This window comes from Halovenus aranensis (assembly GCF_900100385.1).
In the GTDB taxonomy this organism is placed as follows: domain Archaea; phylum Halobacteriota; class Halobacteria; order Halobacteriales; family Haloarculaceae; genus Halovenus; species Halovenus aranensis.
In genome coordinates this window covers 1-12533 of the sequence record NZ_FNFC01000026.1, presented here as the reverse complement: position 1 = coordinate 12533, position 12533 = coordinate 1, and the positions used below count along the sequence as shown (strand labels likewise).

At 51.8% G+C, this 12533-nt stretch carries 7 protein-coding genes and 1 pseudogene; 3 read left to right on the top strand and 5 right to left on the bottom strand.

Annotated features, from left to right (window positions below; all coding sequences use genetic code 11):
* The 3 genes and pseudogenes from BLR34_RS15865 to BLR34_RS15855 form a co-directional block, all read right to left on the bottom strand.
* Window positions 1–273, bottom strand: a pseudogene (locus tag BLR34_RS15865) (IS5/IS1182 family transposase); the annotation flags it as partial.
* 133 nt (window positions 274–406) lie between these two features.
* Window positions 407–1405 (bottom strand): AAA family ATPase, encoded by a 999-nt coding sequence (locus BLR34_RS15860; RefSeq protein WP_092704800.1) that lies wholly within the window; start codon window positions 1403–1405, stop codon window positions 407–409.
* 414 nt (window positions 1406–1819) lie between these two features.
* Window positions 1820–6355, bottom strand: coding sequence for a Cdc6/Cdc18 family protein (locus tag BLR34_RS15855; protein ID WP_092704797.1), 4536 nt, complete (start codon window positions 6353–6355; stop codon window positions 1820–1822).
* Between the two features lie 642 nt (window positions 6356–6997).
* Here BLR34_RS15855 and BLR34_RS15850 point away from each other — a divergent pair.
* Genes BLR34_RS15850 through BLR34_RS15840 form a run of 3 tightly spaced genes read left to right on the top strand, consistent with a single transcriptional unit; the run spans window position 6998 to window position 11709 of the window.
* Complete coding sequence (locus BLR34_RS15850) at window positions 6998–8044, top strand: restriction endonuclease subunit S (RefSeq protein WP_281240914.1); 1047 nt, start codon at window positions 6998–7000, stop codon at window positions 8042–8044.
* Window positions 8037–10997, top strand: coding sequence for a type I restriction endonuclease subunit R (locus BLR34_RS15845; protein WP_092704793.1), 2961 nt, complete (start codon window positions 8037–8039; stop codon window positions 10995–10997). Before BLR34_RS15850 ends, BLR34_RS15845 begins: the two co-directional genes overlap by 8 nt.
* Window positions 10990–11709 (top strand): M48 family metallopeptidase, encoded by a 720-nt coding sequence (locus BLR34_RS15840; RefSeq protein ID WP_092704791.1) that lies wholly within the window; start codon window positions 10990–10992, stop codon window positions 11707–11709. The genes BLR34_RS15845 and BLR34_RS15840 overlap by 8 nt, the downstream gene beginning before the upstream one ends.
* Here the strand turns inward: BLR34_RS15840 and BLR34_RS15835 are convergent, their stop codons facing one another.
* Window positions 11710–12204 carry a TATA-box-binding protein gene (locus tag BLR34_RS15835; RefSeq protein WP_092704788.1) on the bottom strand — a complete coding sequence of 165 codons (495 nt, stop codon included), beginning with the start codon at window positions 12202–12204 and terminating at the stop codon, window positions 11710–11712.
* Between the two features lie 31 nt (window positions 12205–12235).
* A partial coding sequence (locus tag BLR34_RS15830) for a transposase (RefSeq protein WP_143414195.1) occupies window positions 12236–12533 on the bottom strand: 298 nt, incomplete at its 5' end.

The following is a 12533-nucleotide window of genomic DNA, read 5'->3' as shown; positions in this document are numbered from 1 at the left end:
GTACATCGCGTAGCGGTCGAACGAGTGGTAGAACGTGGTTGGATCAGGCGGCGCGTCCGGGTTAATGCCGAGGCGGTCGCAGACCGCTGGCATGAGACTTAGCCGATCGACGAGTTCGGCGTAGGTGTGGCCCTCCTCCTTTCGAATACAGTGAGCAACGATGTGGGCCTCGCGGGCAAGCCCGCCCGAGTCGGGCTTGCCCGCTCGGTTTCCCAACGCTTGTTTGGCTACACGTAGTGCTGTCTCAACGAGGTCGAGCAAAGCGACGCCCATAATCGCCTTCTCGACCTCATCTTCTCAAACTCGTTACGGAGTGATCCTGTCGCCGTCTTCCATTTTCAATAGAGCAGTTTGAACTATCAAGGTGAAAGTGTTTATTGGAGACAAACTACTCCTGTTAAGCCTGTCATAGAATAGTCCGCATGGCTGTCTGCGTGTTCGGAGTTAGCGGCTCCGAGACGTGTATCTCTGTTTCAGCCGCACTCCAATCCTTCGTGCATGCGGCTACGTCACGCACACACTCACTCGACACCGCACTTCGACGATTACGTAATTGCGTCCGCAAAATCTCCGCTCTATCACTCTTACCCGGCAAACCGACGTGAATCGATACATCAAACCTCCCAGCCCGCACGCCTGCTGAATCAAGTTGGTCCACGCGATTCGTCGCGGCCACAACCACAACACCACTTTCTCCAGTAACCTCTAAGTTATTCAGAAACTCAGCTACCACCTTTGAGTCCTCACGGTGCGAATTTCCCACCCCACGAGCCGAAAGTACTGAATCCACTTCGTCGATGAACAAGACAGCACCGCCCGCCGCCTCAGCTACACGTTCAGCCTCGGAAAACATACGAGACACGTTCTGAGGAGACGCATTTATCGACTTGGATTGAAGATCGCTCCCTGAAATCGGCGCAAACGGTACACCGAGTTCGGTAGCGAGAGCTGTGGCAACGTGCGTTTTACCTGTCCCAGGTAGCCCCTCAAGTAATACATTCGGCGGGATCACACCCAGCTCTTCAGCTGCACCCCACTCATCAAGAACCGGTATCACCACGTCTCGTCGTAACTGCTTAATCACGTCATCCATCCCGCCAACGTCATCAAAGCTCACGTCTCCATCAGTTTCCCAATCGAACCCAGTGTTGATTCCGTCCAGCACGTCACCCGCTTCTGACTCATCGCTACGACCACCTTCGCTATCGCCACCATCACTGCTCACACGCCGGGCCTCTGCTCGACGCCGCCGTTCCTCCAGCGTCGGGGCCCCACCTTGGAGGCTCTCCGGCACCGAATCCTTCACCGTTTTCGGCTCACCAGGGGTAGGCGAGGGTGAGTAAATCAGCCACCACGCGCCGACGACCGCAGCCACTACCACTCCAATGGCTCCGTAGATGCTCATGGCAAAGTCAACGCAGGAACTCACGTATTTACGGTTTAGCCTTTTCGCTCACGCAAAGGCCATAACTCCTATCAGCGAACAATAAGCCTTCGAACGTTCTAACTTCAGCAGTAGAATTCGGAATCGAGTGTAGTATAATAGTCACCTGGTGCAGGCACGTACTGATCCTCCTGCTCCGCTACTAAAAACGGGGATAATAGCCGCTTCGAAGAACCCGTTATGATAACAATATATAACCGCTTCTTCGAAGCGGGTCAAGCGTCCGTGAACGAGAAAAAATAATCTTCGTTCAATGGAACGGACAGATGACGTAGTGTTGGGAAATCACTGGGAGGACTGTTCTTCTCACTATCTGCTACCACTATGGAGTTTTGCCAGGAACCATCTCCATCAAGTTCGAGTTGGCAGACGCCCTTACCCAGAACCGACCAGGTCTGTATCGTAAGTTCCCTTCTCAGACTTCTGCGTTAGTTTTGTTTCACAGGAAGCACTAACTGTCCACTCCTTACCATTAACGCGGATTGCTTCTGTTGGCGTCGATTGATTCAATGTTGGGAGTGCTGTTTTCACCTCTTCTCGCAGAGCTGCTACCAAGTCAACCGTGGCGTCACTCTGTGCCAATGCAGCTAACCGCCGTACTGCTTCCGCTTCGAAGAAGCCGTTATAAGAGAGAATCTGTAACGCTAAGTTCGAAGCAGTAAGGTCCGTCTCATGTGGGCGGCCACGGTTCTGTTTGTACTCTCCTTGGGTGACCAACCCAACATCAACCAGATCGTTTAGATAGTTGCGGATTTGCCGCTTACTCACGTCAATACCAGCATCCTGTGCCAGGTCAGCGTAGTCGGACACGGTTCCTGCGACACAGTTGGGTGAACTTCGCTCAAAGTGCTCTAAGTCAGCATTCAACAACTCACCACGGTCTGCTTGTGCGACAGCAGCGAGCAGTTCAAGTGCTTGTCTAGGGAGTGGAAGCGCATCAACTAAGGAGGTCGTCAGCTCATCAAGTGAACACACATGATCGATGGGAAGGGTAGTAGGGATGTTAGTAATCAAGAATACATCGACTGTTTTGTCGGCTAACAGTGGTCGTGTTCGATGAACGGCTTGGACAAGTTCTTTCTCCCGAGATTCACGGAACAGTGCTCCGACCAATCCCGTGAAGTGTTTCGTTGGTACCGCACGACCGCGGCCTCTATCATCTTCGTAGTACAGCTTCCGGTAGACTGGCGGTGCAATGTCTTCGTCCTGTCGTGTGGAGTGTTCAGTACCTCCGACACGTACATCGTCATCGCCCAGAGCTAGGAGTTCGGCCTGGCGCTCAAGCCCAGTGTGGTTTGCGTGTGGCCCTCCGATGCAGAATACAGCGTCGCATTCTCCACGATTCAGCCCACGTGTCGCGTGATAGTGGAGCTGCTCACCGTTATCAGGAACGGTGAAAATCGACTGCAACTCTCTTTTCATGATGAACAGTGGGCGTTCATATCGTTCGCCAGCTTTGTTGAGTACCGTTTGAATGTGATCGGCAGGGGACCGCCATTCGTCACGAGGAAGACGGTTACCATTGTCGTCAGTGATACTGTTCTTTACTGTAGAGGTGTGGTACTGGCCTGAGAGAACTTGAGTTACCCGCATGTTAGCTCGGAACGGTTTATTTCCGAAGACAGCGAGTTCATCAGGTTCGGTTCCGTACAGTTGAGCGATTTTCTCGGGGGTGGCGGTTGCGTCGAGTATGACTGGTTCACGCGGAAGGTCTACCGGTCGCGGTAGCGATTCATACACCATTGTGTGACCTTCAAGTCGTGCGCGAGCACGAGCTTCGGGGCCTCCATCTCGCGTAATCGTGTGGTGCCGCTCGTCCCAGGCACAATCATCTGACGAACAATAATGAAACCCGTCTTCGTATTCAAGAGAGCTGGAACACCACAGACAGGCAGTGAGCAGTGACGGTGCCGCAATCGACTGCATTACTGGTGTGGTCGGGAGACCAGCTGCGCTAGCTGCGGCCAGGACTGGATCAAGGCTTAGCGGTGTTCCTTCCCAGTCGTCGCGTTCGATTCGTCTAATAATCATTCCAGTGTAACCGATTTTGACTTGTGCTAAGGCTTCGGCTATATGCCACTCTTCATCAGGTTCAACGCGTTCTATATAATGCCCTGCAACATCGTTCCAATTTTTATAAGCATCCCAGATGATTGTTGGTGGGCTGACAGCGCTGAGACATTCAGTATTACTATCAGTGATGGCATCAATGACGTTGTCAATGAAGCTGGCAAGATTTCTAGCTGTGTATTTTTCTGGTTCATCACGAGACAAGAGGTCCGCATAGTCTGTTAATGCCTTTCGTATTTGGGTGAGTTTTCCAATTGTAATTTCTTTGTCTGACATAAGGCTTGCCGGTGTTTCATCAATAACGACCTGGCGATCATCACGTACTGTTTTGAGTAGCTGGTATTCGTGGACTCCGACGACGTGATCAGCATCATCTAGTTCGTCGAATTGATTGAACCACGGGCATCCCCCTTCAGGGCCGTGTTTAGGCAACTCTCCACCGAGGATGACATGAGCTTTAGCATCCCCCAGTGCATTGGCAAGGGCTCTGTATTTCCTGCGCACTTCGTCGTCCGGATCAAGGTTGTAGACCGGACACATGGAGGGACAGTTCGACGTGTGTCCATGTCTTGGGCAGTCCTCATCGCTGTGGTCTGCATCCATACAGGCATCGGAACGTTTTTGCTCACCTCCTTTGAGGTGGAATGGGTCGAAATCATCCGGGAGTGCGTCGTCAGTGATGAACTCTCTTGCTTTCTTGTGTTGTTTGAATAGCATTGCTACGTTATCGTCGTGATCCTCAGCACCGAGTAGAATGTTCGTTGTCTTACCAGCGCCTGCAGGATCGTGCCAAATAACCGGATTCGTTTGTTCAACTGTGTTTTCGTAGCGTTCCTGTTGCAAGTGTTCCCAGTATGCTTCAGGCTCAAACTCTGCTAGATTGAGGCTTGGCGGGGCACATTCTGTGACGGGGTATTGACTGTAAGCAGATTCGACTTCAGCAGGGACTTGTTCCCGACCATGGTTGATTCCGTTTTCGTCTAATAGAGCCAATGTCTCGTTCCACGTCTCAGCATCAGGGAAGCCTTCGTAGGTTTCACCATTACTGTTCTCACGCTCAATGAACTCGTTATTATCGAGTACCCCGAGTGCGACTGCTGCTTCTTTTATTGCCCAGAACGGTGTTGCGTCATAGTCGTGACTATCATCACCGGCTTCAGGGACCCAGACCGGTATGTTATAACCGTCTTTGCGCATTTCGTGGAGGGTTTCGCCCCAGTGGCCACTGAGACTCTTCGCAGCCGCGTGTTCACCGTTCGGGATAATTTCTTTACCTAGTGCGTACGCTTTTACTGGGCCACCACCACTGCTACATGAATTGTCGATGAAGGTATTCTGATCGTCAGGAATTGCGCAGGACTTTCCAGATTCGGAGTCCCGCCAGTTGGGATCAAACGTTACTTCACCTTGGCGGTTACTCGTGTCCCAGTTGTCGCTTGCGTGGTTTTCAACTACATTGCACAGGTCAATAGTGTTGATTGCGGCAAATTGTTCGCTCAAATCGGTTGTAATGTCAACATCGTCAATTGCGCCCTTCGGCTCAAGGCTCTCAGCAGAGTCTAACTCGACATCGATGTCGGTACCGAGGTGTTCATTCAGTGCTTCAACAACATCTTCCTGGCGCTGTTGACGAACTTTGTTATTCTGCCGTAGGGTTTCGACCCGTTCGTTGAGTATTTCTTGCCACGTGTTTAATTCACCTCGATCAGCCAATACTGGATACAAATTCCGCACAAGTGTATCAACAGCATCGTCGTGCTTGATAGCCGTTAGTCCTGATGCCCACGTCTTCAATTGTTCACACTCGTGATTGTCAATGTCGGTAATCAGCGTTGGTGTGTAGTCTATTTCGCTAGTAACGGCGTGGGTTTCAGGGTCACGTGTTCGAAGTGGTGTTACAACGATATCGTGGCTATGGTGGATTGCTCCGGGTGCCTTGCTTTGTCGGTTGACGTTCTGAACGAAATCAGGATTGTATAAGTCATCAGCGCCGTCAATTTCGTTAACAACTGTTGGCCAGAGTCCATCAAACTCATCAAGCTCACCGGTTGCAAACCCATTATTCATTCTGTCACAGATATCCTGAAAGATGAGGGACCGGTCCTCATCATCAAAGTACTCGGCAATCGGAATCGTTGCTTCAGGTGGTCCGTAAACGTACGACCCGCCGCCAGAGTCAAGCGCGTAAATTGCGTCCGTGCTTACACCGTAGAATTCTGCAACGAGCTCAATGACACGCTGCTGAACAGCTTCGATAGTATCGAGTTCCTCGTCGGTCAAATCAGTACGCCCAGCCTTGTCGGACAAATCTAAATCACACCAGAAGCCAAATCCGTAGAGGGATTCATATCCTGGTGTGGGCTTCTCATCGTCTTCCCACTCCGATTCGTTATTTTCAGGATTATACCGACAGCGTTGCCAGGTCTCTATTGCGTCAGGGTCTTTCCAGCTTGTAATATTGAACAGCTCACGGTTACGGTCGTGACTGCCGAGATCACTGTTGATGATTTCGTCCCAGTGTCTATCAAACCGTTTGACGCGTGCCTTCTGAGTCCATTCAGAGTTGTCTTCTGGAGATTGCAACTCCTCAAAGTGGTACCAACCCTCATTTGACGCGAACCCAATTGTTGGGTATCGGTCTCCAAGTGTACCAAGCTCGTAGAACACTTCCTGAAGTTGTTCGTAGTATGTGCGGATTGCTTGAGGTGTACCCGGAAAGGCTCGGTCAAGGATGTGCCCTGTGTGGATATCTGTAGCGAGTTTGGTAGACGTGTAATCCTGGTCATCAGAAGTGGCGTCTTGCTCATCTGACTCATCGTTCTCAGATGGGTTTGTGCTCATAAGCCCACCTCCTGACCCTGCTGTACATTACCTACACTCGAATGGCCATCCGAAGTTTCGGTGACTGAGTCAGATAGAGTCTGATCCAGTAGCGTGGATAACTGGGTTGACGTGATGTTTGCGTTGATTGCGGTTGATTGGCGATACGTATCGTAGTCTTGTGTTGTGATGTACATCTGTGGGGTGTGGTTAAACTCGCAGTAGTCGTCACACCCATGCCGAGGAGACGGAATTCAGCCCAACCGTGTACTTAATTCGGATACCCTTATGACGGTCGAGGCAGAAGATTATGATGGCACCGTGACGTAAGGCGGTGTCGAGTGGATGGAACTCCCCGACAGGGGCTTCGATACATCCGGCGGTGTCGCGGAAGTTGACCCCTTCCGCGGCGTTTTGACGCTGTCTTTTTCCTTCAGTTAGTCACCCCTTTGAGATACATAGTCTCTTGTTTTACTTAAATTATTGTGTTATAAAACCTATTTACCTACAAATACAATGCTTATGTTTAAATATAATCGTTATAATCCAATATACACCGTCCGCCTCAGTTCTCAGGAGTGCCCTGGGTGCTACAGGATACAGTCATTCAGACAGCGTAGAGAATTCAATACACGACGGTAGTGATGAAAGTTGTAACTCCTTCTGTCGTGGTCAGCCACAATTGATGTTTTCGAGTGGAATGGGCCAGAGGCGGCTTTGAATCAGCACATCTACAGAGTTGACACCACAGACCAGGTAAATGAGATACTCTTCCGGTTCAAGTTAGAAGAACTCCTTCCACGTTTAGAGGCTCTATCGCACGGGAGTACGATGAAACACGTCCGGAAGGCCGATTTGGTCAATCTTGACGCTGATATTCCACCACTCGAAGAACAGCGCAAAATCGCCAGTGTGCTCTACACCGTCAATCAGGCGATTCAGAAGACTGAGGAAATTATTGATCAAACAAAGCAGGTTAGAAAGGGCCTCAAACAGGAGTTACTTACAGGAAATCAGAAAGAGACAGAAAGTATACCAATTAATCTGGAACCTGTAGAGATTGAACTTCCTGAAAATTGGGAAGTGGTAACTCTTGGAGAAATAACTAATGCTATTACAGAAATGCCTCATCACATGCCGGACAAGATTGAGGAGGGTGTCCCATTCATTACTGCTGGCGATATTTCTGAAGATGAAACAATTGATCTTAGTGAGGTAGAACAAATATCTGAAGAAGACTATCAACAGCTCTCAAAAAGGTTTGATGCTAAAAAAGGAGATATACTGTACACTCGTTATGGAACCATTGGTATTGCGAAAGAAGTAAGCTTTAATCCTAAATTCATTGCATCCTACTCAGTCGCTCTCCTCAAGCCGAATGAAGAAATCGTTGATCCAACGTTCCTAACTACACAGCTGAACTCTTGGTTAGTACGGAAACAAGCCGCATCTCGCACCACTCAATCAGCTAATAAAAACTTCGACTTAGAACGAATCCCGAAACTGAATCTTGTTCTTCCGGATATGGAAACGCAATACGAAATATCCCGGATGATATCTAATGTGAATGATTTAATATCAAATAATATGAAATATAGTAAACAGCTTCGTCACATAAAACAAGGCCTCATGCAAGACCTCCTCTCGGGCGAGGTCCGCACCCACGACAAGGACATCGAACTCATAGAGGACGTACTCCAGCATGGCTGACGCACTCCCACGCGAACAGGGCGTCGAGCGATCCATCCTCCAGTGGCTCGACGGCCTCGGGTGGGAGACCTACGGCCAGGACGACGAGTGGGGTGCGACGATCCTCGACCGCGAGTACGACCGCGGAACCAGCGAGGTAATCTACTGGAACGTCCTCCGTGAGCAGGTCATCGCCATCAACCACGACATCACGGAGGACAATGTCGATTCGTTCCTGAACTCGCTTCGGCGCGACCTTGATCACGAGAGCCTGATGGCTGGTAACCGCGCCTTCCACAACCTCCTCCGCACGGGCAAGAAATTCAACGTCAAACACGAAAACAACGGCTCGACTAAACCCACTTACATCGACCTGATCGACTTCGAGCACCCGGAGAACAACCGCCTGATCGCCGCCAACCAGTTCCGCGTCTCCCGCACCCACTCGATCCGCCCGGACATCACGCTGTTCGTCAACGGCATCCCGCTCGTCCAGTTCGAACTCAAATCGCTCGCGCAGGACAACGACTACTACGACGCCATCGACGACCTCCGCGAGTACGAGGATCTCGTCCCGCGCCTGTTCATCCCCGGTCTGTTCAACATCGCCGCCGATACGACCGAACTCCGCTACGGGGCCGTTGGAGCCACCCACGAGTTCTACGAGCCATGGTCGGACGCACCGCCGGAGTACGAGTCCGAGATTCCGATGCAACAGGCCGTTCAGGCACTCTGTAACCCCGAGACGGTGCTGGATATTCTGGACAACTACGTCTTCTACGAGCAGTCCACGGGCGGGGACGCGAAGATCATCCCCCGGCACATGCAATACTACGCCTGTCGCCAGATCTTGGAGCGCGTCCGAGCCGACGATCACCGGCGCGGGCTGATTTGGCACACCCAGGGGTCGGGGAAGTCCTACACGATGCTCTACGCCGCGAAGAACCTGCTGGAGCGGGACGTGATCGACTCGCCGCAGGTGTTCATCATCGTGGACACGGACAAGCTCGCCTCCCAGATGTCCGACAACCTCAGTGCCATTGGCTTTGAGCGGTCTGAAGTCGCCGGGAGCATCAAGCATCTTCAAGATCTTATCGAGGAGGGCAAGAGCCAGCTCGTGCTCACGACAATCCAGAAGTTCCAGGATGTCGAACCCCACAGCGCTGGCAACGACGACATCGTGGTGATGAGCGACGAGGCTCACCGCTTCATGGAGGCCGACCTCGGGAGCCGCCTCGACGCCGCGATGCCCCACGCATTCCACTTCGGATTTACCGGTACGCCCGTCCACGAAGGGACAAGTCAACTTGACCGCAACACGTTCAGGGAGTTCTCCCCAGAGGGTGAGGAGTGCTTGCATCGATACTCGATCAAGGCGGGCATTGACGACGAACTCATTCTTCCGGTGTTTTTCACACTGTGGCACGACGTGGAGTGGGACATCGACGAGGACGCCATGGACGTGGAGTTCGAGCAGTCGTTCCACGACCTTCCGACTGAAGAGAAACTGGAGATTATAGATGAAGCGTTCACCAGCCGGGAATTAGCTGAACTCCGCCCGCGCGTCGAAGCCTACGTGGAGAAATTGAACGAGCACTTCGACGAGAAAGTGGATGCGAACGGCTGGAAGGGGATGGTCGTCACGCCCAGCCGCGAGGCCGCCGCACTCTACGGCGAACTCCTACTTGATGCCAGGCCCGCTGAAGAGGTTGAAGTTCTCTACACAGCTACGGGTGACGATTCGAAGCGACTCAGACAGTTCCATACCACCAACGGGGAGCGTGACAAGATTGTCCGTCGATTCCGCGAGGAAGACAACCCGAAACTCCTTGTAGTCCACAACATGCTGCTGACGGGCTTCGACGCGCCGGTACTGAAAACAATGTACCTCGACCGCAATCTGAAGAACCATACTCTCCTTCAGGCTATCGCTCGGACAAACCGGCCCGCCGAGGGCAAGAACAACGGTGAAATTGTGGACTTCCAGGGCGTGTTCCGGAATATAGACGACGCTCTTGAGTACGACGCCGAAACGAGAGCATTCGCCGCCCGCGACACGGACGAGTTGTTCGAGGAACTCGAAGTTCAGCTGGAAGCCATTGAAGAGATTTTTGAGGATATCCCACGGGACGATTCGGCAGAAACAATGCAGGCGTGTCTTGCTCGCGTGAGTAAACATCCAGAGAAACGAGAGTTCAAACAGGGCTTCCGTCGCTTGCAGGACCTCTATGAAAGTGTCTCACCTGACAAGCGATTGGTTGAGACGGACATCCAGCGCCGATATCAGTGGCTCAACCGCGTCTTCATCGCATTCCGACGGAACAACAACCGCGAAGAGAACCCCGAAGAGGAGATGCGTGAAAAGACGAAAGAAATCGTCGAAGAGCACATTGAGGTCGATGAGATTAAGGATCAGTTCCCTGTCTACAAAATCAGTGAGGAACACCTCGAAGCCGTTGAGGAACTCGACGAACCGGCAACACAAGCCACCTCAATCGCTCACGCGACGAAGGATCACTTGCAGCCACGCGTAGACAACAACCCACGATACCAGCGACTCAGCGAACGCGTCACGGACATCGTGAACCGGTGGCAGAGCGGTGATATGGATGACCCCGAGGCCGTTGAAAAACTCGAACGGCTTGAACGCCAAGTCATCGAGTTGGAGTCCGAAGCTGAGGAGCGCGGTATGACCGAAGCCGAGTTCGCGGTGTTCTCTGAACTCGTAGATAACCACGAAGAGGTACTTGGTGGTGAAAACGAAGCTGAGACATTGGCTCGGGATGTGTGTAAAGCATTCAATGAGCGCATCGACACTAGCTTCGAAGGCTGGGAATCGAATGAGGGGACACTTGATCGGATTGAGGTTGCGATTATTGATGTGCTAGTGAAAGAACACAATCGAGCAGACCTTGTGAAGGCCGAGGACTTCATCGAAAACGTCCGCGGGTACCTTGTTGAGAATCATGAGTAGCGACCATCGAAAGGTCACTCTTGGAACGGAGTCAATCGAATATCAAGTCATAGAAAGTTCGGAGGCAACAGAACCACGAATCGATGTGGATATTCACGGAGTGACGGTCATTTTGCCGGAAGAGAGTGACATCACACCGGAGACATTCATTGAGGAGAACCGTCGGTGGGTATTGGAGAAGAAGCGAAAGTACGACCAATATCGTGAGCAAATCCCTGACCGTAGCTTTGAGGAAGGAGAGACGTTTCTGTACCTTGGTGAGCCCCACGAGGTAGTTGTGGAACAGCGCCCTGCAGCGACGGTATCCGTCGGAAGGTTGCGGCTTGCCCGCCATCATGTCGAACAGACTTCGGTCAAGCGTGCGTTGGAAACGCTGTATCGCCGGAAAGCTCGGGAGCGATTTGAGAATCAAGCGGATCACTACGCTGAGGCAATGGATGTTGAGTATCAGGAGATCGAAATTAGGAACCAGAGGACAAAGTGGGGGAGTTGCTCATCGACGGGTACGCTGGGTTTGAATTGGAGGCTCATGATGGCCCCACCGGAAATCATCGATTATGTTGTCATCCACGAACTTGCGCATCTCCGGGAGCCGAACCATTCTAAGTCATTCTGGTTGCTGGTTGCTGAGTATGATTCTGACTACAAGGAACATGCCGATTGGTTAGAAGAGTACAGTAGCCGCCTGATTTTTTCCGAAGAGGACGTGTAATCACACAATTGCTTGAATCTGCGAAGATATCGAGTCGATAGCGTCCGACACGGCATCAAGATTGGTGAGGCCAGTACACAGTAATTTTCCGCTTGCAAAGACGAGCACGACGTACTCAGAGTCACGGTACATCAGGGCAGGGAACTGTTCTGGTTCGTATTCTGTCTGTTCCATTCCCAATTCTAGCACAAGTGCTTTCAGTGAAATGGGTGTGCCGAGGTCGGCGGTGGCAACGATATTACTGATTTCGGCATCGGGCTCATATTCAAACTTAAGCAGATCTTGCATAACGCTGTTCACACGCTGAACGATCTCTTGGTAGTGTTCAACCGAGGTACAGCCCGCAATCGAGCAGCGGCCACTCTGATAGAACGCTACATAGGTATCGTCAGGGGTGAATCGGGTTTGTAGCCAATGGTTCTCAGCGGGTTCAAAAGTAACGTCAGTGATTTCTTCGCGGTTGGAGAACGTGTCGGCCAACGCCTGTAAATCCAATTGCTGCTGATAGAGCGTGTCATAGAATCAATCACAGGATCTTGAGATTCGTCCGTCCGGGATTGTGTCCACGTTCATAATTGGTGATGGCGACGATCACGCGGAGACAAAGCGCCATGAACACCTGTGTTCGTGCGTGGACGCGGCCTCGGGCGCGGACGTGCCCGAGGCCGCAATCCTTGCACGCTTCGTTTGTTCGTTCCACCTGCGTCCGGTGATCGTACGTCTCGTTGAGCACTGATTGCTTGAGGCTGATGTCTTCAGCGTGTTTGTCGATGCGATCTTCGACCCTGTATTCGATGTCGAGCGGGTCGTCCGTATTGCGTGGA

Bases quoted from the DNA above. Each gene is read 5' to 3' on its own strand.
- BLR34_RS15860 (WP_092704800.1), bottom strand. From the start codon at position 1,405: ATGAGCATCTACGGAGCCATTGGAGTGGTAGTGGCTGCGGTCGTCGGC.
- BLR34_RS15855 (WP_092704797.1), bottom strand. From the start codon at position 6,355: ATGAGCACAAACCCATCTGAGAACGATGAGTCAGATGAGCAAGACGCC.
- BLR34_RS15845 (WP_092704793.1), top strand. From the start codon at position 8,037: ATGGCTGACGCACTCCCACGCGAACAGGGCGTCGAGCGATCCATCCTC.
- BLR34_RS15840 (WP_092704791.1), top strand. From the start codon at position 10,990: ATGAGTAGCGACCATCGAAAGGTCACTCTTGGAACGGAGTCAATCGAA.